Genomic DNA, 20,575 nt, shown 5'->3' on the forward strand with positions numbered 1-20,575 from the left:
AACTTCCTTCTTTTAGAGGATAAAATGAAATAACGGACTTTAACGTCTATATGAATAACTTTTAAACCTTACAAAAATCACTGGCTTCTTTTACTTTTTTATATATTGCATCAGCATCGGCACCATCTCGACTCACTGAATCAAGATATTTTTGGGTTCCTTGCTTTAATGGTCCCGACCAAGCAGGGTCATTTAGTGGGTCAAGAATATCAACGATAGTACTGCCTGCCTCTTTAGCATCTTGGAGTGCTTCTATATCCATTTTACTAATCACATCACCTACCATTTTAGAAAAAATCATACCCGAGTTATCATCCAGTACTTTTTTCAAGTCATCAGGTAATGAATCATACTTTGCTTGGTTCATATTCATAACAAAGCTTGATGAATACAAGGGAATATTAGTGTGATTATCAATGAGTTCGTTTACACGAAATATTGGCACACCATCCCATGGCAAGCTCAGTCCATCGATGACGCCACGCTGTAGAGAAGTGTAAATATCGTTCGCAGGTAATCCTACAGGTGCTGCGCCCATAATTTCTATGATGTCACCAGCTACGGCAGATGGGCGGCGGATACGCAAGCCTTTCATATCTTCAGGTGTGGCGATTAACTTAGTGCTATGTAGCACACCCGGACCCAGACCATATAGAGCTAAGACGTGAGAGTCTTCATATTCACTAGAGATAGTACCGCTATCATATAATGTCTGCATAAGACAGCTCATCTGCGAAGCTGAGTTTGACATACCAGGTAATTCAGCAATTTGTGATATTGGAAAACGACCACTGGTATAACCTTGCAGCTGTATACCAATGTCTACCCTACCATTCACTGCTGCATCATAAGTCTCAGACGCTTTACTTAGTGTGGAGCTAGGAGAGTTTTCGATTTTAATACGGCCATTCGACTCTTCTTCTATTTTTTTAGCCCAAGGTTCAAATGCTTGAGTATTCATTGCTGATGGAGCAGGCATAAAGTGCGACATACGTAATACAACCACTTCATCAGAATCAGAACCTTTAGTTTTTGAACCACTATCACAAGCCGTTAGGCTCATTGGAAAAATAAAAGACCCCCCTATGGCAGGATAGTTGTCACCCCTAAATAATAATTCCAAAGGGGACAATGAGGACACATCATGCCACGATATAGCGAAGAACGTAAACAGGCTATACTCAGCAAACTGCTACCCCCGCTGAGCCTAAGTGTTGCCGAGGTTTCAAGAAGTGAAGGCATCGGATTACAGACCCTGTATAATTGGCGTGCCCAAGCTAGAGAACAAGGTCACCCCATGCCAACGAACCATAAAACCCCTGATGACTGGTCAAGCGAAACCAAGCTTGCCACCATTATAGAGACGGCCACCCTAAGCGAGAGTGAACTTAGCGAATACTGCCGCAGCAAAGGCCTATATGTTGAGCAAATCAAAGCGTGGCGTACTGACGCCTTACAAGGCTTTAGCAGCAGCAAACAACAAAGCCTGAAAGACAAGCGTCAGCAGCAGAGCGATCGCAAACAGATCAAACAACTCACCCGAGAGCTTGCTCGAAAAGAAAAGGCTTTAGCTGAAACTGCCGCCTTACTGGTACTGCGAAAAAAGCTGGATGCGTTTTGGGAGGAGCGCGAGGACGACTGACCTCGCTTCCAGAGCGCAAACAATACATCGCATGGATACAAGAAACCAATCAATCAGGTGCCAGACTTAACCTTGCCTGTATTGAAGTTGGCATTAGCATCCGCACCTATCGGCGCTGGTACCGCGCAGGTCACGTGAATGGTGATAAACGGTGTGACGCCGTGCGCCAAGCTCCTAAGAATAAACTGAGCGCCTCTGAACAAGCCGCCATTATTGCCGTGTGCAATCAGCCCCGCTTTGCCAGTCTGCCGCCCACCCAAATTGTACCGACCCTGCTTGATGAGGGGATATATCATGGCTCAGAGTCTACCTTTTATCGGGTGCTGAGGCAGCATGAGCAATTGGCTCACCGCGGTCGTGCACTTGCCCCTAAAGCCTCAAGCGCCCCAAAGACCTTTACTGCCACTGGCCCTTGCCAAGTGTTCTGCTGGGATATCACCTATCTGCCAAGTCCGGTACGGGGTCAGTTCTATTATTTGTACATGATAGAGGATGTCTATAGCCGTAAAATTGTTGGCTGGGAGGTTTATGACCACGAGTCAGGTGTACTGGCAGCTCAGCTGCTTGAGCGTACTTTAATCAGTGAGAATGCATTGCACACTGGGGTGGTGCTACACTCAGACAATGGGGCACCGATGAAAGCTCAAACCATGCGCATGAAAGCGTATGAGCTTGGGGTACTCACCTCTTACAGCAGACCGCGTGTCAGTAATGACAACCCGTTTGCAGAGTCTTTATTTAAAACCTGCAAGTATCGCCCTAATTGGCCCACCGAAGGCTTTAAAAGCGTTGAGGCGGCAAGACGATGGATGCTGAGCTTCACGCGCTGGTACAACAATGAGCATAAGCACAGTCAGCTTAACTTTGTGACGCCCAATCAGCGCCATACGGGTGAGGATAAGGAAGTACTGGCGAAGCGTCTGCTCACGATGCAGCGCGCTAAAGATGAAAACCCGATACGCTGGGGAACTCAGGAGGTGAGGAACTGCGAGCCTGTAGGGCCAACAACGCTAAACCCTGTAAAAGAGCAACAACAGCAAAGATTACAAGCCGCTTAATTTAGCTTGATGGTGACAACTACCTTGAAAAACTCCGAGACAATGCAAATATGGGAAGCAGTTTTCGAAAGTTAAATTTGGTCTTGGGACTAAAGCTATTGTTAGACATAATCAAATCCTTTTGATTGAACGGTTGAGAGTGATATCGCCTTCTTGAATCACACATTTACTGACTCAGAGAGCTTCTCTTATTAATAAACTTATTCAGCTCATCAGTAATAGTAGGTTATAAAGAAACTTTATAACTAAAAATGATATTATAAATAAAATACCTCAAAAAACCTTTATTTGGGGATATGATAAGTCCTAACATCATTACTTGTCAAATAATTAAATCAAGAAGATTGACAATATTTTAACTATACTTCTATTTTTTAGTACAAGCTATTACTTACAAACTTGATTGTTTGTGAGTGCTATTGAAGTAAATTTTATTAATAAAATGGAATGTAGGGAGCGCGTATAATTTTACAGAAGGTATCTTTTGCGCTAGTGAATTTAGAGGGAGAAGTCACTTTATTGGTTATTAAAATCAAATCTGAAGGTAGGTTTGTTTCTGCAGATAAATATCATTCAAATGGCTAACCATATACAAGCTTAGCCATTTTTAACCCATTTAGAAGCTCATCGATTGAATTGAGGACATGTCCTAGTACTCATCTAGATCATTTGCTAACACCACTTCCCCATTATAAAGCGCTTTTATCTCTGAATAAGCCGTTTCAATAGGGGCGCCATAATGTAAAACATGAGTTAAGACCAGTAAGTTGGGCTTAGCTTTGTTGGCTATTTTGGCCAGTTCGCTGGTCAAAGTATGAGATGAATGGTGATAAGCTTGCCAATCAGGCGTTAAAGCTTTCCAACCTTTCTCACTGATGACTTCATGAATTAAGATATCCACACCTTTTGCTTTTTCGGTTAGGGTCTCACTGTAAGTCGTATCGCCTGAAAAAACTATCGTCTTATCAGGGGTCGTTATTTTATAACCATAGGCAGGTTCTATATCACCATGATTAACGCTAAAGGCTTCTACTGTGACATTGTTGTTATCAAAAACAATACCGTCTTTGGGAATTTCATTCACTGCAACTTTATACATGGTTGGGTCACTGACAGGCTGATTACCACCAGTACGTAGGTCTATATCTAGTTTCTGCATCTCATAATAGCCATTGGTCATATCTTGCAGACCCTTTGGTCCGTATGCATTTAATCGATTCTCACGCCTCCACCAGTAGGTAGCAGCTAACTCTGAATAATCCATAGTATGATCGCTATGTAGGTGTGACAAGAAAACATGCTTGATCATGGGGGGATTTAATTCAGGCGCATTCATAGTTTTCCACGCTTGAATGGCACGTTGCACTGTCCCATGGCCTGCATCGAACAAATATGCTTCATTGTCATAAATAATAGCGAGTCCCGAACCAGCTCGTTCAGCATTGGGTACAGGCGTACCCGTCCCGAGCATAATGACTCGAGTTTCAGCTTGTGCCAGGCTTGCTGAGAACGTAAAGATAACGAAAAGCGAGATCCATTTCATAATTTTGTTCATAATATATTCCCTTTTTAATTTGTCATACCTTTAAGCATCCTCTTTGAGATTCGCTATCAATCGTTGGACAGTGGCTTTTAGCATTAGCACATTCTCAGCTGGTATCCCTGCCAACATTTTATTCTCAAACTCCATCGATTTCACCTTACATCTTTCATAGATTTCCTGCCCTTCTGACGTCAGTCCAATAAGGAGAATACGTCCATGATTAGGATCATCACATTTGCTTATCCACCCCTTTTCTTCCATCGTTTTAATGATTTGATTAGAGGCTTGAGGACTGATAAATGAACGTGAAGCCAATTTAGCATTTGCCATCTCACCATGTAGGTGTAGATTTGATAGCATGGTAAACTGGGGTAAGCTCACTCCCATTTCTGATAGTGCTTCGCTAAGCTGTTGATGAATAAGCTTATCTAGTTTTCCTATACTATAACTCACGGTTGGGGCATTGCTGATAAGCTTATCTAGTGCTATGTTTTTCAATTTACTTTCCTTACTCGGCAATGTTAAATACTCTGGTGACGCATGTTAGGCTATTTGGCTAAAAACCTCAATTTATCTACTTCTTGTCCGTATAATGCATTGAGTTCTTGCTTTCTATTGTTGCGTAATTTTCGTTGATTGAGCGTTCCCTTATCTGTTTTCTCACCTTCAACAACACTGGCTTGATTTTCCATCAGATAGATACGGGCGATCCTTTTTGAACTCGCGTCACACCCATCGTTAATCTTGTTCATAAAGTCGCTAAACCATGTTTGTACTTTATCGTGTTCTAGCACCTCTTTTAGCTCGGCATCGCTCAGCCCTGTTAGCTTCCGAGCGGCTTTTTCTTTTATAAATACCAAAGCACCGATTTCGCTTTTTCCTTCACCAGTCAATACTGCGTCTTCAATCAAATCAAGGCCTTGCATTACTATGCGGCCTCTTAACTCCCCAACATTGACAAAAGTACCTGTCATTAATTTAAAGTCTTCAGCAATACGGCCGTCATATACCAAGCCCTCTAAAGGATCGTCAGGGTTATAAAACACTAGCCCATCCCCTGTACAGTAAAAACCTTCTTCATCAAAGCTAGCAGAAATATTGGGGTCAGTAGAGTCATGTCGCCAATACCCTGACATAACATGTGGCCCTCTAATACGTAACTCTAGTTTGTCCTGTACAGGAACAAGTTTGATCTCAACTCCAGGAGCAGGAAAACCAACAAAACTGGCAGTAGCATTCGATGGGCCTGTTGTAAAAGTACAAGATGGTGAGGTTTCAGTCATGCCCAACCCTGCCATAATGCGAATTTTTTCGCCGCAGTGTTGGTAGCTGATGTCACAAAGTTGTTGCCAAAGCTCTGGCGACAATCCTGCTCCACCAAAAAAGTATAAGTCAATGTTTTTGAAAAAGTTATCTCGCAATACCTTATCTTCTTCCAAAGCATTGGCAAGCATAGCCCAGCCTATTGGTACGTTGAAGTATTTGCTTGGAGAAATCTCTTTAAGATTACGAATTGTCTCGTCAAATTTACCTACGACAGGACGGCCATCATCAATATAAAAAGTCCCGCCATTATATAAGGCAACGCCAAGGTTGTGACTACCTCCAAAAGTATGATACCAGCTCAACCAATCAATCAGCACCAGCGGCTCTTCTTCTGTTAAGCGTAGCGTTTGCTTAAGCATTTGTTGGTTACTACACAGCATACGATGGGTAGTCGGTACCACCTTAGGATCGCCTGTCGAACCTGAGGTAAACAGGAATTTTACAATACTATCGGTGTTGATCTGATGATGTTTTTGCTCAACTTCCTCAGTTGCGTTCGTCATCACAAAGTCGTTGAAATGAAGGCATGATTCGCCATCAAGGTCTCCTGTCGAGGTGATGATAGGTTTATCTAGCTGACCACACGCCTTGAGCTGACGTAAAAAACCCTTGCCATCACCAGCATAAAACAGCGCTGGTGTGAGTTTATCAATTACGTATTGCAACTTATCAGGCGTTTTGGCGAGTAATGAATAAGCAGGTGCGATCAAAGTGAAAGGAGCGCCAGCAAGCATGGCACCAAACATCAGCAAGAATACTTCCAATGAGTTTTCAGACAATATCATCAGTGGGTTTTCTGCTGAAAGGTCGTATTCAAGCAATGCTTGAGCGATGTTTCGAGTCTTCTGTAGTACTTCACTGTAGGTGATTTCTATCCAGTCGCCGCGTTCACCCGTTTCGGTATTGAGCTCACGTTGGGCGATAAGTATTCTGTCAGGATATTTTTCAGCATACTCATATAGTTTATCGAATAGACACTCTGGATAGTCCTGCAGTTCCTCAACAGCGTTGATATAAATAATCTCGCCTTCTTGTGCGCTTTTATAGTGAACTGAAACTTCGTGACTACCAACAGAAACCGCTCTTTCTGGGTAGCTATGATAGGTAAATTGGGCCATGAAGTACTCCATTAGTCTTGATTAACTTCTTCCTTGTTTTTTACTGCATCATATCGGATATGTATTTTGGCGTATGCTCTTCAGTGTGTTCACTGAATCAAAGCTACTAGAGTTGATGTAACAGATTCCGCTTTCGATGCAGATGGTAAAACTTATATCCTTTACCATTTTTGACTAAAGACTATGAAAGCAGCCCGAATCCTATCGAGTTGACTTTCGTAATAGCCTTGTCGCCACCTATTTGTCGTTTTAAGAAACAACTGTGGCTGAAAGGTTTTCAATATATGGCTTCATCTCTGGGGAAATACCATTAAGCCAGTTCAGGCTAATAGGTACGTAACGAATGTTGGAATTCCTTTTCCAGAATGGAGCTAAAGTTAGTCGAGCTTATTTCTCTGCTATTTCTTGAGTTTAAAAAATATTGAGATCCCTCTATCAAAAAGGGACCTCAGGATATAAAGATTGGGATGAATTATATGCTTTTTCTCATAAAACAGAAGGTGTAAAAATTTTAACGCTTATAGGTTTGTAATCCTGGTTTGATGCTTTTTTCGTCAAGGAACTGACGCATACCTTCAGCACGACCATTTTCTGGATCACGCATGAGACACTGATCAAGCTTAGCGTAGAGATAGTCTTCGTTTTGATCCCAAGTAAGCTCTCGGCAGCGCTTAAAACCATTTTTTGCATAGCGTAGAACCACTGGGTTTTTCTCTAAAAGAACTTTTGCAACTTTCTCTACTTCAGCTTTCAGCTCATCAAGTGGCACACTCTTATTTACCAAACCCATTTGTTCCGCTTTTTTACCTTTAAATGGTTCGCCCGTCATAATGTAATATAAAGACTCGCGGTGACCCACAGTGTCTGCCATCGCTTTGCTAACGAGGTTGCCTGGAGGGATACCCCAGTTGATTTCTGATAGACCAAAGGTTGCTTCATCGGCACAATAAGCTAGATCACAAGCGACTAGTGGCGAAAAAGCACCACCGAAACACCAACCGTTTACCATAGCAATGGTCGGCTTATTGTACATACGTAAAAGCTGCCACTGCCATCTACAAGCGTCTCTACGCGCTTTCTCTTGAGCAATTTCAGGTTGCCCATCTGTCTCACGGAAATACTCTTTGAGATCCATACCTGCAGTCCAAGCACTACCTTCGCCTGTAATAACGACCACACCTGCATCTGGATCTTGCTCTAGAGTCTCTAACACCTCTATCATTTCTCGGTTAAGCGTTGGACTCATGCTGTTGCGCTGATCCGGACGATTTAGTGTCACCCAAGCAATGTTTTCGTTTACTTCTACTTTGACGGTTGTCCAGCGATTTTCATAATCTGACATAGTGTGCTCCTTTGTTCGTTTGATTACTTTCCTTGGTAGGTTTAAGTAAGATTACCCCCACTATCAACATCTATCATCAAGTAATTAATTGTATGAGTTAAAAAATCAATTATGTATGACGGGCTATTGATGTTTAACTCATATTATCAACAAACTTTATAACTTGCAAAGACTTTTCTGAGAACTATAGGATATTTGTATTATTAATCATTCACTCTTAAAGTATAGATCACGGATAATAAACATCGAAATCTCCTAAGATACAGCTGTTTCTATATATTTTCTATTCAAACACAATGAACCCACCCCCAAAGCAACTTGATAAATTAAGAATATATAAAATAAAGCTAATTGATAAAAATGGTCCTGTCATAGATTGGATGAATGCTTAAGTAAACGTAGCATTAACGTGTAACGACTAAGACTGCATATATCAAAAAGTAAAACCACTAAATACCCATAGTTAAGGAATTTTAAAATCGCTACAAGGCGACCGACCGCAGATAGTACACTGAGTACATCTAGGGCGGTTAACACCGTAGCGGTTTAAAAGTACTCTGACTATACGTCACATATATTCACTGATCTATCTCACTCATACTTATATGCACAAAAAAAGCCATGTCATCACAACATGGCTCTCATTAAACAACAACAGCAATCAACCCTACGCCCCAAGCAGTCCTAATGAAATCACCGGGAAAGCCAGCAAGATAGCAAGCCTAACAAAGTCAGAGACAATAAAGGGCGCCACCCCCTTAAACATATCCGACAGCTTGATATGCGGTGCCACCGCCTTAATCACAAAGATATTCATCCCCATCGGCGGCGTAATCAGTCCAAGCTCTACCGTAAGTACCGCAATGATACCAAACCAGATCGGATCAAAGCCCAATGCTAGGATGATAGGGAACACCACCGGAATGGTGATCACCAGCATCGCCAAGGCATCCATAAACAGACCGAGCAGGAAGTACATCAGCAAGATAGCAAGCAGAACAATCATCGGACTGACGGCCAGTCCTCCAATCCAGGTGGCTAACGAATAAGACAGACGCGAGACTGAGATGAAATACCCTAGGGCTTCTGCACCCAGTAGCATAAAGAACACCACGGCAGACAGTGCTAGGGTTTCAATCAGTGACTGCTTCAGTCCTTTTAGGCGCATGCCTTTGGCAGCGGCATAAGCCCATGAGGCAAAGGCGCCGACTGCTGCGCCTTCGGTTGGGGTAAACAGACCAAAGAAGATACCGGCAATGATGACGACGAAGATAAAGCCAAAGGGGATGAGTCCGGTTAGGGACAGCAGTTTGTCTTTCCAGGGTGTCTTCTCGCCGCGCGGGGCGAGATGCGGTTTCCAGCGTACCATGATCATGACGGTCAATGAGTACATGACCATGCCAAGGATGCCTGGTAGGAAGCCGGCGATGAACATGTCACCGACTGACTGTTCGGTTAGGATGGCGTAGACCAGTAAGGCGATACTGGGCGGAATCATGATGCCAAGGGTGCCACCAGCGGCTAAGATGCCACAGGCAAAGCCGGGTTGGTAGCCGTATTTCTCCATTTGCGGTAAGGCGACACGGGTCATGGTTGAGGCGGTGGCAAGGGAGGAGCCTGAGATGGAGGCAAAGATGCCTGAGGAGCCAATGCCTGCAATACCTAGGCTGCCTCTGACGCCACCAAAGATGGTGCGGGTGGATTCAAAGAGTTTGCCTGCCATGCCTGAGTGGGTGGCAAAGACGCCCATTAAGATGAATAGTGGGATGGCGCTGAAGTCATACTTTGCTAAGACGTCGACTGGGAGGTCTTTGAGCATTTGTAGGGCCCCGTCTGGGGAGGTGACGGCGCCAAAGCCGACGAGGCCAACGCCGAGCATGGCTAGGGCGACGGGTACTCTGACGACGACCAGTATGATCATGACGATTAAGCCGATGGCTCCGATAATTTCTGGGCTCATGCGCCTGCCTCCTCGGCGTCAAAGAATTCGCCTGTTTTAAAGATGTTGATGGATTCGATCAATGAGCGGATGGCCAGTAGTAGGCTGAGTACTGCGCTGAGCACGTAGATGGGCATCATGGAGATTCTAAGGTCTTGGGTGACTTTGCCAAATTCTATGGCATCTAGGGCGCTTTCATATAGTCCCCAGGTGAAGACGAGTCCGATAAGGAAGAAGCCCATCATGAAGACGCCCATCATGTAGCCTTTGAGGGCTTTGGACATTTTTTGGGTGAAGACGTCGACGATGATTTGTGAGCGTTCAACAAAGGCGGCAAAGGCGGCCAGTAGGGCGAAGAGCATGAAGTAGGAGACGATCTCGACGCTGCCTTTGACGGTGAAGCCCATGTCGCCGCCGGTGAGTTTGAAGATGTAGCGGGCGCCGACGTCAAGGATGGTGACGAGGACGATGATCACTAGGCTGATGCCGCCGATAAACTGACACAGCCTGGAGATGAGGGTGCTGAGTTTGGTTAAAAGTATCATAAGAGTATGCCTTGTAGGTTAGACTTTACAGGTGGCGCTGGCGGCCATATGATCTGAGAATAGAGGTGCTTTGACCTCCCCTGTATTATTAAGGCTAGATACTTTACTATCAGCGAAGCGAGACATTGTAAGTCTGGTTGTGTTGCGTGAAGTAGCTTTCGCTACTTCACGTTTTGAATTTGTTTTCATCATGGAATCCCTTCTTGATGGTTAGATATTGAAATTTATTACGTGTTGTCGATTAGTTTAGCGCCTGTCTTATCTTGCAGCTCCTCAAAGGTTAAGCCATCGATCATTTCGCGTACGACCAAGCCTTTATCAGTGACATTAATCACTGCCAGATCAGTGTAGATGCGATTGACGCACTTTTCACCAGTGATAGGCAGCTTAAGCTTTTCAACAATTTTAGGATCGCCATTTTTGCTGACATGATCCATCATGACATAAACCTCTTTCGCACCAACCGCTAAGTCCATCGCCCCACCTACTGCGGGAATATCTTGTGGTCGACCTAAAAACCAGTTAGCAATATCGCCATTCTCAGCGACTTCAAAGGCACCTAGTACACATAGGTCGATATGACCACCGCGAATCATTGCAAAAGAATCGCCGTGATGGAAATAACTACCGCCTTCTAGCAAGGTGATATATTGTTTACCAGCATTGATTAAATCGCCGTCCTCTTCACCCTCAGCAGGTTCAGGGCCCATGCCCAATACACCGTTCTCACTGTGTAAAAAGATATCTTTATCATCTGGTAAAAAGTCGGCAACTTTCGTGGGCTGGCCAATACCCAAGTTTACGTACATGCCTTCTTCAATATCTTGAGCAACGCGGCGGGCGATCTCATCTACTGACCATGGTGTCTGTTTAGTCATCATGCTTTTGCTCCAATACAAACGACTTCATGAACGAAAATACCTGGGGTGACGATATGCTCAGGATCTAAAACGCCAAGCTCCACCACTTCGCTGACTTGGGCTATCGTATGACTGGATGCAGCAGCCATAATAGGCCCAAAGTTGCGGGCAGCTTTATTGTAAATCAGGTTACCCCAACGATCGCCTTTCAATGCTTTAATGAGCGCAAAATCGCCTTTGATAGGGTATTCCAATACATAGTTGACACCATCAATGGTGCGCGTCTCTTTACCTTCAGCAAGCAAGGTTCCATAAGCTGTCGGGGTATAAATCGCACCAAGGCCACTACCGCCTGCTTGAATGCGGGCAGCCAAAGTACCTTGTGGCACTACTTCCAGCTCAATCTTGCCTGCTCGGTAGAGATCATCAAAGATATATGAGTCGTGCTGACGCGGGAAAGAGCAGATTATCTTACGGACACAGCCTGCCTTTAGTAACGCAGCTAACCCTGTATCACCGTTGCCTGCGTTATTATTAACAATCGTTAAGTCTTTTGCATTACGCTCAATCAGCGCGTCAATCAATTCTGCTGGCTGTCCAGCCAAACCAAAGCCACCTATCAAGATGGTGGCGCCATCATTGATATTGCTGATGGCTTCGGCCGCAGATTCTGTTATTTTGTTTAACATTGATTTGTCCTATAAAAAAGAAGCAAAAATCTGAGTCTGAATGGCTTATTCTAGCTCTTCAAACGGTAATCCAACGTAGTTCTCAGCAATGGTTGTCTTCCCTGCTTCTGAGTGAATGAAATAATCAAACTCAGCTTGTTGGACACGGAAATCAAAACGACCAGCACTTTCAAAACGGTGTAAGAACATGGTCATCCACCATGAAAAACGTACCGCTTTCCAGACACGGGCTAAGCAAATCTCTTGATAGCGTGGAATCAGATCCGTACGGCCTTCGTTATAGATTTTGACAAACAGACGGAATGCTGTTTCTACATCACTGGCGGCAAGGTTTAAGCCTTTAGCCCCTGTTGGTGGTACGATATGCGCCGCATCACCCAACAAGAATATTTTGCCATACTGCATGGTTTCACAGACATAAGAGCGCAGGGGTGCGATGCTCATCTCTAACGCAGGACCTGTGACTAAGCGCTCTGCCATTTCTGGTGGAATACGGCGCTTTAACTCATCCCAGAACTTTTCTTCATTCCAGTTTTCCATGGTATCGGTATCAGGCACTTGCAAATAATAACGACTGCGGGTCTCTGAACGCATTGAGCACAAGGCAAAGCCTCGCTCATGGGCACAGTAGACCAGCTCATCATGTACTGGCGGCGTATCACTCATCAGACCGAGCCAGCCAAAAGGATAGACCTTTTCGTACTCTACCAGCTTGTCATGTGGAATGGATTTGCGCGTTACGCCGTGAAAACCATCGCAACCAGCGATATAGTCACAATCGATACGGAACGGCTCATCATTATGATGGTAGGTCACATAAGGGTTGTCTGAATCAATGTCGTGTAGCTTGACGTTATCAGCTTCATAGACAGTGACGCCGCTAGCTTTTTCACGCTCTTCCATTAAGTCGCGAGTCACCTCTGTTTGACCGTAGACGATGACGTGTTTGCCGCCGCTGTACTTTTCTAGATCTAGATGATGATGCTCACCTTGGAAACTAAAATCAGTCCCCGTATGGATAATACCTTCTTTATCCATACGCGCGCCCGCACCTGCTTCACGAATCAAGTCTGCTGTACCTTGCTCTAAAACACCGGCACGAATACGACTTAAGACATAGTCTCCAGATTTTCTTTCTAAAATAATATTATCAATTCCCGCTTTGGTCAGTAATTGACCGAGCAATAAGCCTGATGGACCGGCGCCGATGATGGCAACTTGAGTTTTAGTCATGAAATCCCTCTCATTATCTAATTAGAATGTTGATTAATATTTATAGAAAATATTGATGTTAAAAGTCAAAAAATACCGTTTCACCGTCACCTTGTAGGTAAATATCAAAACGATAACGCGGCTTACCCTCGCCTGCTTTGACTGCTATTAAGGTCTGACGGCGTACGTCCGATGGAATACCATTCAGGATTGGGCAGTTATCATTGGCCGCTTGTTCGTCATCGAAATAGGCTCTGGTTTGTAGATGGATATTGATACCACGGGCAAACACTGCGATATTGACATGCGGCGCCATTGGCTTACCATCAAAATCTACTTGCCCAGGTTTGATGGTATTAAAATGAAAATCACCGTTTACTGCACAGGCGCTACGCCCAAAACCACTAAAAGGTTTTTTATTATCAAAGTTGGCAATATAGTTGCCTTGACTGTCGGCTTGCCAGATTTCAATTAAGGCATCACGCACCAAGTCGCCATTGCCGTCATACACCCGACCAACCAACTCAATATGCTCACCTTCGGCGCCTTCTTTGGCCAAATCCTGCCAGATCTCATCTGCTCGTGATTCAAAACCAGCAATCTCTAACGCCAAGCCGATATGTACAAAAGGCCCTGCCGTTTGCGATGCTGTTTCGCGCAATAAACCCGTTTCATCTTGTAATTTGTATTGGCTATACATGTTTTACTCCTCAAAATAGGTTTGTAATGCGCCGCGAACGACAATGTCAAAACGATACGCTAAGCAGTCCATGGGTTTACTCATGGCCATATCTAAGCGTGCAATCATCGTTTCAACGGCTTCTGGATCTTTTAATACTTGTACAATAGGGCACAGCGGAATGAGAGGATCACCTTCAAAGTACATTTGGGTGATCAAACGCGTTGAGATCGAAGGCCCCATGACCGACACGTGAATATGCGCTGGACGCCAAGTATTGATATCATTGGGCCAAGGATAAGGGCCTGGACGTACGGTACGAAAGCGATAACGACCATCAGCATCGGTAATACAACGACCAACACCACCAAAGCTCGGGTCTAATGTGGCTAAATAACCATCTTTTTTGTGGCGGTATTTACCACCCGCGTTTGCTTGCCACATCTCAACCAAAGTATTAGGCACCGGCTTACCGAATTGATCAATCACACGGCCATGCATAATAATGCGCTCACCAACAGGCATGCCTGCTGCAGACCCTTCGGTACGAAAGTTCATTAATAAATCATTGTCGTATTGACCAAGCTCTAAACCATCAAAAACAGGACCACTGCGCTCAGAAGGACTGGCATTTTGGATGCTGACCAGTGCTTGGCGCGGCGAACGCGTCACCGATGTTTTATAGCTTGGCGTGTATTGTGCTGGTTGCCATGCCCGATCACGAGCAATAAAATAAGGATACTTTTGACTCATTATGGTTTTCTCCATTCTTATAAAGCGACCTTTATGTAGACAGTTTGCTTTACAGTGTTAATTTTAAGAAGTTGCATGGCCCCAGCCATTGTCCTTGGCCAAAGAAAAAGCATGGTTGGCTGCTGGTACGCCAGCATAAATAGACACATGCATCAGTACTTGACGCAGCTGATCTTCATTGATGCCTAGACGCTTTGCAGTACGCAGGTGCAAACCAAGCTCTCCATCACGTCCTAGTGCTGCTAATATGCCTGTGGTAATCATGCTGCGTTGCTGTACCGTAAGGCTTGGATTTCCCCATAACTCGCCCCAAGCATTACGGGTGATAAACTGCTGAAATGGATTGTCTAATGTGGTCGCATTTTTAGAGGCTCTTTCGACATGCTCCTCTCCTAAAATACGCTTACGCTGTACCAAACCTTGCTCATAGCTAATACCCGTTTGACCAACAGTCGCGCGATCTGCATGGGTTTGATTATGCTCAACCAATAGGCTTGGCGCCTCAACCGATGGCACATGACCTACCCCTGCAAAGACGCTTAGGCTGGCATCAGCAAATTCAGCTTTCAGTGACTCTAAAGCAGTGACAGGCGTTGAGACATCATCTGCACCCGCTATCAATGCCACACCATTAGCATAATCCGCTAGCTTTCCGCGATTATCGACCTCTGCTAATGCTTCACAAAGCTTGGCATAGCTTTCATCATCGCTGCGTGACAATTGTACTTGCCAGCCTTGTAATACATCAGGATTCTGCTCGACATAACTTGGTGAAAACCAGCGCGGCACAATGGCTTCTGCCATTTCAGCCAAGCCCAAGCGACGCACATTGTCAGCACGCTCAGCCCAAGCTTCTTTGGTGCCGATCACCGCACCGGTATTGGTGAGCCAAACTTGCTCTAAACGCTGCGGTGCTATCTGGCATAAGCTTTGACCAATGACACCGCCAATTGAAGTACCAATAAAATGAAAGCTATCAATGTCTAAAGTGTCAGCCAAAGCAAGAACATCGCGCGCAAGCAGTTCAGCTGTCAGTCCCTCTGCCGCAGCGCCGCTACTACCGTGTCCCGGTAGATCCCAGCGAACACAACGATAATGCCCATGTAGCTCATCACAGACTTCATCCCAAACATCACGGCTCATTCCCAATGGATGCGCCATAAATAATGCCGGTAAATAGGTTTCGCCACTATCTTGATAGCCAATCAGGTGAGCGTCTGTTGTCAAAAATGCCATTACTATTCTCCTACTCTTGAAACGACCAAGGCAATGCCCTGCCCAACCCCGATACACATGGTACAAAGCGCCCGCTCTTTTTTGCTATGCTGTAATTCATGGATAGCCGATATTAATATACGCGCGCCCGATGCACCCAGCGGATGACCCAAAGCAATGGCGCCACCTCTAGGGTTAATGCGTTCGTCACGATCATCAAGTCCCAACTCACGGGAACAAGCCAACGCTTGTGCAGCGAAAGCCTCATTCAGTTCGATGATATCGATATCATCCAAACTGAGATTGAGCCGCTTTAATAGCTTTTGAGTGGCAGGTACCGGTCCGATACCCATGATCGTTGGCAAGACACCGGCCGTTGCCATGCCTTCGATTTTTGCCACAGGCGTCAAGCCGTATTTCTTTACGGCGGCGGCACTAGCAACCAACATCGCGGCAGCACCATCATTAATACCTGAGGCATTGCCTGCGGTGATTGTGCCATTCTCATAGATAGGGCGTAGCTTTGTTAAAGCGGCCATATCAGTATTCGGACGTGGGTGCTCATCTTTATCTACGACGAGTGGCTCTTGCTTACGCCTCTCGATAGTAATAGGAGTGATCTCTGCGTTTAGACGACCGTCATTTTGTGCTTCGGTGGCTTTTTGTTGCGACCATACTGCAAAAGCATCTTGATCTTCACGCGAGATATTGTATTTTTCCGCTAGATTCTCTGCGGTACGTGGCATCGCTTCTGTGCCATACATCTCATCAAGCTTTTTATTAATAAAGCGCCAGCCCATGGTCGTGTCTTGTAGTTTCTGACTACGATCATAAGCTTTTTCTGGTTTACCCATCACAAATGGCGCGCGCGTCATCGACTCCACACCGCCAGCCAGTGCCAACTCTATCTCACCACTGGCAATCGCGCGAAAAGCCGTGCCCACTGCATCTAAACCAGAGCCACACAAACGGTTGATAGTCGTTGCCGGCACTTGCTCTGTTAAACCAGATAGCAAGCTACTCATACGGGCAACGTTGCGATTGTCTTCACCACTTTGGTTGGCACAGCCCATGAACACATCTTCGATCGCGCTATGGTCAAATTCAGGTGCATCTGCCAATACAGACTTAATCACTTGTGCAAGCAAGTCATCTGGACGGATATCAGCCAAAGAGCCACCATAGCGGCCTACCGCTGAACGTTTTGGATGACAAATATAAACTGCTGTCATGTTTCTCTCTCCCTAGAGATGATGTTAGGTCGGTTCATTTCTCATTGTTCATTGTCGTGACTTAACTATTACACGATTCGATGATCATCACAATTTAATAACACTCATGACTTAACGATGATCACTACCAAAAACAATCACGACCAAATTTGTTCTATATAAGAATTGTTGTTCGTATAGTGAATTAACTTAACCCTTTTCTAGCCTTCTGTCAATATGGTTGACTTGTTTTTCAAAAAAAAACCTACGGATTACCGTAGGTTTTATTCATTTCAAAAAACTGTATAAGTCATTTGCATGGTCTTGTTATCTAATCCAGTTAGGATCAAGCCTACTCATCAAACGATAATACGCTGGCCACTCAGGCAGTCTAACCTCAGCACCGCCTTGGGCGTCACCACCTTCAAACTGCTCTCTGGTTTTAATCATGGCTTCTTCACTGGCTTGCAGTAACTCACTGCCTGATGCCATGACTTTTAACTGAACCTGACAGCCTTGTATAATTTGGTACATTCGCATAAATGCCCAAGCCACATCAGGCCCAGTAGTAACAACTCCATGATTGTTAAGCATCAAGGTGTGATTGGTCGGGCCTAGCGAGTCTACCAATCTTTGCTGCTCGCTTTCATCCAGTACGATGCCTTCAAAGTCATGGTAGCCAATACGATCGTAGAACATAAAGGCTTCTTGATATAAGGGCATAAAGCCACACTTGAGCGCACTTACTGCTTGAACATCAGGATTATGGGTATGCATGACGCAGTGAACATCAGGTCTACCCTTATGCAAGGCCGTATGAATAACACTACCAGCTTTATTGATAGGATAAGGTGAGTCATCAACTTTATTGCCATCAAAATCTATTTTTACCAGATTTGAAGGGGTGATTTCACTGTATAGAAGACCAAAGGCATTAATGAGTAAGTGCTCAGTACCTGGGATTCTATATGAAATATGATTATAAACTTGAGTCGTCCATCCATAATAATCAACCATCCTATAGCACAGTGCTAACTCTACTCGAGCCTTCCATTCAATATCGCTATAACCTGCAGGCGTCACTGCTGAGGCAAAAATATCTTTCATAGTCTGATCCATAATGTCCTCCATAACTCTTATCAACGATATGCTTTTTTGACTAAGAACTCTGCTACGCTTTAAACTTTACAAGCCGCACTGGCTGCTTGAGCTTTTTCATAGACACCTTGCGCGTCCAGTCCTTGAGCTTCAAGATTGTCTAAATAGCTTTGAATCTCTGTCTTGAGTATACCGCTCCAAGCAGAATCGTTTAATGGATCAGGAATCTCTATCATCGTATCACCGCGAGCTTTGGCCTCAGCAATCACTCTGGTATCTTCGCTATCAAATAAATTACCTGCAACCTTTGCCATCTCCATGCCTGAGTTGTCATCGATGACTTTTTTGAGATCATCAGGCAAGCTTTCATACTTACCTTTATTCATCGTCACAAGCAAAGCTGAGCCATATAGAGGCATGGTCGTATGCGTATTGGTCAATTCAGCCAACCTAAAAGCACCTGCCGCATCCCAAGGCGTACTCACGCCATCAATGACGCCACGCTGCAAAGACGTATATTGATCAGATGCTGGCATACCAACAGGGGTGCCACCAGCCGCTTCGATAATGTTAGCCGCTATCTCTAACGGGCGGCGAATACGCATGCCTTTTAAGTCTTCTGGCTTGCGGATAGGCTTATCAATAGTATGAAAAGCGCCAGGTCCTGACGCCATCATAAATAACGGGTGCGTGTCCTCATACTCACTTGCTATCACATCATCATACAAAGTTTGTAGCATACAGCTTAATTGAGTACCTGAGCTTGACAGACCTGGCAGCTGAGTAATCTCAGTCAATGGAAAACGGCCACTGATATAGCCTTGAACCTGAGCGCCTATATCAACCGTGCCTTTAGCCGTTGAATCATAAGTGATGTCAGGCTTACTCAAGGTTGCTGAAGGATAAATCTCAACCTTGAGCCTACCAGCTGATTCGTCTTCGATTTGTCTGGCCCATGGCTCAAACACATCCTTATGTAGCGCGGCTGTAGAGGGCCAAAATGAGAGAACCTTAAGATTATAGCGTCCTCTTTAACCGCCCCTTCAGGCTGACCTGAACAACTTGCAAGACCCATAGCAGACGCTACCAATAAAAACATAGCACTGGTTTTAAATTTATTAGACATTGTTATTTCTTCCCTGTAAATAAACTGTATCTAATTTTTATTATACATACTTTAGGACTTACAAGCCGCACTTGCTTCTTTGGCTTTTTTATAGACCATTTGTGCATCTAATCCAAGTGCTTCAACGTCTTTTAAGTACTTTTGCGTGCCTGCTTCTAATGGGCCTCTCCAAGCAGGATCATTCAATGGATCAGGGATGTCTATCATCACATCACCTTTCGCTTTGGCTTCAGCCATAAACTTATCATCTTCTGCATCGAACACTTTACCGGCAAGAGCCGCCATCATTTTTCCAGAGTTATTATCGATGACCTGCTGCAGATCCTCTGGCAACCCTGCATATTTATCCTTGTTCATAGTGACCACAATAGCCGAGCTATAAAACGGAATATTGGTATGGGTGTTTGAAAGCTCAATCAGTTTAAATGACCCCATGGCATCCCATGGCAGACTCAAGCCATCAAGCACACCACGTTGTAGTGACGTATATACGTCAGTAACAGGCAAGCCTACAGGTGTACCACCTGCCGCTTCAATGACGTCTCCAGCGATGGCAGATGGACGGCGAATACGCAAGCCTTTCAAATCATCTGGTTTGTTGATAGGTTGGTCAACCGTATGAATACCTCCAGGACCCGTACCCATCATAAATAGTAGGTGTGTGTCCTCATACTCACTTGATATCACCCCATCATCATACAAGGTCTGTAGCATACAGTTCATTTGCGTTGCTGAGTTAGATAGACCTGGAAGCTCTGTGATTTGAGTCAATGGAAAACGGCCAGCGGTATAGCCTTGAAGCTGCGAGCCTATATCGACCATGCCTTTAGAGGCTGCGTCATAGGCAGCGTCGGCTTTACTGAGGGTTGCAGAAGGGAAAATCTCAACTTTCAATCGTCCGTCTGACTCTTCTTCAATCTTTTGCGCCCAAGGAGCAAAAACCTCTGTATGCGTCGCTGAAGTCGCTGGCCAGAAATGGGCAAAACGTAAGGTAGTGGTTTCTTTAGAGTCTACAGCACCATCACTAGCGGTATCATTTGATTGCGAGCAACCAGCGATACCAATCATAGCGGCTAAGGCCATACTAAGTGCGAGAGTCTTCTTCATCATGAAATCCTTTTTGATGGTTAAATATAATTCTAGTATAAAGCTCTAGTATCAAGTCAGGCGCAGCTTGCTTGATGGCAATCATGAAAACAACTTTGAGGAAATGCACAAC

Annotated in this window: 18 protein-coding genes; 1 reads left to right on the forward strand and 17 read right to left on the reverse strand. The window is 44.7% G+C overall.

The window, feature by feature from the left end; translation table 11 throughout:
• Window positions 1-61 precede the first annotated feature (61 nt).
• A complete protein-coding gene (locus tag JMX03_RS08440) occupies window positions 62-1,063 on the reverse strand; it encodes a TRAP transporter substrate-binding protein (protein ID WP_201596088.1) in 1,002 nt (333 codons plus the stop codon).
• An 81-nt stretch (window positions 1,064-1,144) separates the two neighbouring features.
• Here JMX03_RS08440 and JMX03_RS08445 point away from each other — a divergent pair.
• A protein-coding gene (locus JMX03_RS08445; protein WP_201596090.1) for an IS3 family transposase occupies window positions 1,145-2,700 on the forward strand; the annotation gives its coding sequence in 2 pieces (ribosomal slippage) (window positions 1,145-1,610 and window positions 1,610-2,700; 1,557 coding nt in all).
• 649 nt (window positions 2,701-3,349) lie between these two features.
• Here the strand turns inward: JMX03_RS08445 and JMX03_RS08450 are convergent.
• The 16 genes from JMX03_RS08450 to JMX03_RS08525 all read right to left on the reverse strand — a co-directional run bounded on the left by JMX03_RS08450 (window position 3,350) and on the right by JMX03_RS08525 (window position 20,463).
• Window positions 3,350-4,255 (reverse strand): MBL fold metallo-hydrolase, encoded by a 906-nt coding sequence (locus JMX03_RS08450; RefSeq protein ID WP_201574496.1) that lies wholly within the window; start codon window positions 4,253-4,255, stop codon window positions 3,350-3,352.
• Between the two features lie 30 nt (window positions 4,256-4,285).
• The gene (locus JMX03_RS08455; protein WP_201574494.1) at window positions 4,286-4,741 is read right to left on the reverse strand and encodes a MarR family winged helix-turn-helix transcriptional regulator; all 456 of its coding nucleotides are present in this window, start codon (window positions 4,739-4,741) and stop codon (window positions 4,286-4,288) included.
• A gap of 50 nt (window positions 4,742-4,791) precedes the next feature.
• Window positions 4,792-6,687, reverse strand: coding sequence for a feruloyl-CoA synthase (locus JMX03_RS08460; RefSeq protein ID WP_201596092.1), 1,896 nt, complete (start codon window positions 6,685-6,687; stop codon window positions 4,792-4,794).
• A 511-nt stretch (window positions 6,688-7,198) separates the two neighbouring features.
• On the reverse strand, window positions 7,199-8,029 hold the full coding sequence (locus tag JMX03_RS08465; RefSeq protein ID WP_201574490.1) for a p-hydroxycinnamoyl CoA hydratase/lyase: 831 nt from the start codon (window positions 8,027-8,029) through the stop codon (window positions 7,199-7,201).
• A gap of 667 nt (window positions 8,030-8,696) precedes the next feature.
• On the reverse strand, window positions 8,697-9,989 hold the full coding sequence (locus tag JMX03_RS08470; protein WP_201573378.1) for a TRAP transporter large permease: 1,293 nt from the start codon (window positions 9,987-9,989) through the stop codon (window positions 8,697-8,699).
• Complete coding sequence (locus tag JMX03_RS08475; RefSeq protein ID WP_201596094.1) at window positions 9,986-10,513, reverse strand: TRAP transporter small permease; 528 nt, start codon at window positions 10,511-10,513, stop codon at window positions 9,986-9,988. Before JMX03_RS08475 ends, JMX03_RS08470 begins: the two co-directional genes overlap by 4 nt.
• A gap of 227 nt (window positions 10,514-10,740) precedes the next feature.
• Window positions 10,741-11,394: a 3-oxoacid CoA-transferase subunit B gene (locus JMX03_RS08480; protein WP_406947704.1), complete on the reverse strand. Its 654-nt coding sequence runs from the start codon at window positions 11,392-11,394 to the stop codon at window positions 10,741-10,743.
• Window positions 11,391-12,062 carry a 3-oxoacid CoA-transferase subunit A gene (locus tag JMX03_RS08485; protein ID WP_201596096.1) on the reverse strand — a complete coding sequence of 224 codons (672 nt, stop codon included), beginning with the start codon at window positions 12,060-12,062 and terminating at the stop codon, window positions 11,391-11,393. The genes JMX03_RS08480 and JMX03_RS08485 overlap by 4 nt, the downstream gene beginning before the upstream one ends.
• Window positions 12,063-12,107: 45 nt before the next feature.
• On the reverse strand, window positions 12,108-13,295 hold the full coding sequence (gene pobA, locus JMX03_RS08490) for a 4-hydroxybenzoate 3-monooxygenase (protein WP_201596098.1): 1,188 nt from the start codon (window positions 13,293-13,295) through the stop codon (window positions 12,108-12,110).
• Window positions 13,296-13,353: 58 nt separating this feature from the next.
• Entirely contained in the window at window positions 13,354-13,974 is a 621-nt protein-coding gene (gene pcaG, locus JMX03_RS08495; RefSeq protein ID WP_201596100.1) for a protocatechuate 3,4-dioxygenase subunit alpha, read from the reverse strand.
• 3 nt (window positions 13,975-13,977) lie between these two features.
• Window positions 13,978-14,706, reverse strand: a complete 729-nt coding sequence (gene pcaH / locus JMX03_RS08500) for a protocatechuate 3,4-dioxygenase subunit beta (protein ID WP_201596102.1) — start codon at window positions 14,704-14,706, stop codon at window positions 13,978-13,980.
• Between the two features lie 63 nt (window positions 14,707-14,769).
• Window positions 14,770-15,942 (reverse strand): bifunctional 3-oxoadipate enol-lactonase/4-carboxymuconolactone decarboxylase PcaDC, encoded by a 1,173-nt coding sequence (gene pcaDC / locus JMX03_RS08505; protein ID WP_201596104.1) that lies wholly within the window; start codon window positions 15,940-15,942, stop codon window positions 14,770-14,772.
• Between the two features lie 2 nt (window positions 15,943-15,944).
• Entirely contained in the window at window positions 15,945-17,153 is a 1,209-nt protein-coding gene (gene pcaF, locus JMX03_RS08510; protein ID WP_201596106.1) for a 3-oxoadipyl-CoA thiolase, read from the reverse strand.
• 306 nt (window positions 17,154-17,459) lie between these two features.
• Window positions 17,460-18,251: a class II aldolase/adducin family protein gene (locus JMX03_RS08515; protein WP_227695522.1), complete on the reverse strand. Its 792-nt coding sequence runs from the start codon at window positions 18,249-18,251 to the stop codon at window positions 17,460-17,462.
• Window positions 18,252-18,310: 59 nt separating this feature from the next.
• The gene (locus JMX03_RS08520) at window positions 18,311-19,198 is read right to left on the reverse strand and encodes a TRAP transporter substrate-binding protein (RefSeq protein WP_320158305.1); all 888 of its coding nucleotides are present in this window, start codon (window positions 19,196-19,198) and stop codon (window positions 18,311-18,313) included.
• A 209-nt stretch (window positions 19,199-19,407) separates the two neighbouring features.
• Window positions 19,408-20,463, reverse strand: a complete 1,056-nt coding sequence (locus JMX03_RS08525) for a TRAP transporter substrate-binding protein (RefSeq protein WP_201596110.1) — start codon at window positions 20,461-20,463, stop codon at window positions 19,408-19,410.
• Window positions 20,464-20,575 lie beyond the last annotated feature (112 nt).

This window comes from Psychrobacter fulvigenes (assembly GCF_904846155.1).
Taxonomy (GTDB): Bacteria; Pseudomonadota; Gammaproteobacteria; order Pseudomonadales; family Moraxellaceae; genus Psychrobacter; species Psychrobacter fulvigenes.

Coding starts and splice junctions, on each gene's coding strand:
- JMX03_RS08440 (WP_201596088.1), bottom strand. CDS start 1,063: ATGAGCCTAACGGCTTGTGATAGTGGTTCAAAAACTAAAGGTTCTGAT.
- JMX03_RS08450 (WP_201574496.1), bottom strand. CDS start 4,255: ATGAACAAAATTATGAAATGGATCTCGCTTTTCGTTATCTTTACGTTC.
- JMX03_RS08460 (WP_201596092.1), bottom strand. CDS start 6,687: ATGGCCCAATTTACCTATCATAGCTACCCAGAAAGAGCGGTTTCTGTT.
- JMX03_RS08465 (WP_201574490.1), bottom strand. CDS start 8,029: ATGTCAGATTATGAAAATCGCTGGACAACCGTCAAAGTAGAAGTAAAC.
- JMX03_RS08470 (WP_201573378.1), bottom strand. CDS start 9,989: ATGAGCCCAGAAATTATCGGAGCCATCGGCTTAATCGTCATGATCATA.
- JMX03_RS08475 (WP_201596094.1), bottom strand. CDS start 10,513: ATGATACTTTTAACCAAACTCAGCACCCTCATCTCCAGGCTGTGTCAG.
- JMX03_RS08480 (WP_406947704.1), bottom strand. CDS start 11,394: ATGATGACTAAACAGACACCATGGTCAGTAGATGAGATCGCCCGCCGC.
- JMX03_RS08485 (WP_201596096.1), bottom strand. CDS start 12,062: ATGTTAAACAAAATAACAGAATCTGCGGCCGAAGCCATCAGCAATATC.
- pobA (WP_201596098.1), bottom strand. CDS start 13,295: ATGACTAAAACTCAAGTTGCCATCATCGGCGCCGGTCCATCAGGCTTA.
- pcaG (WP_201596100.1), bottom strand. CDS start 13,974: ATGTATAGCCAATACAAATTACAAGATGAAACGGGTTTATTGCGCGAA.
- pcaH (WP_201596102.1), bottom strand. CDS start 14,706: ATGAGTCAAAAGTATCCTTATTTTATTGCTCGTGATCGGGCATGGCAA.
- pcaDC (WP_201596104.1), bottom strand. CDS start 15,942: ATGGCATTTTTGACAACAGACGCTCACCTGATTGGCTATCAAGATAGT.
- pcaF (WP_201596106.1), bottom strand. CDS start 17,153: ATGACAGCAGTTTATATTTGTCATCCAAAACGTTCAGCGGTAGGCCGC.
- JMX03_RS08515 (WP_227695522.1), bottom strand. CDS start 18,251: ATGGATCAGACTATGAAAGATATTTTTGCCTCAGCAGTGACGCCTGCA.
- JMX03_RS08525 (WP_201596110.1), bottom strand. CDS start 20,463: ATGAAGAAGACTCTCGCACTTAGTATGGCCTTAGCCGCTATGATTGGT.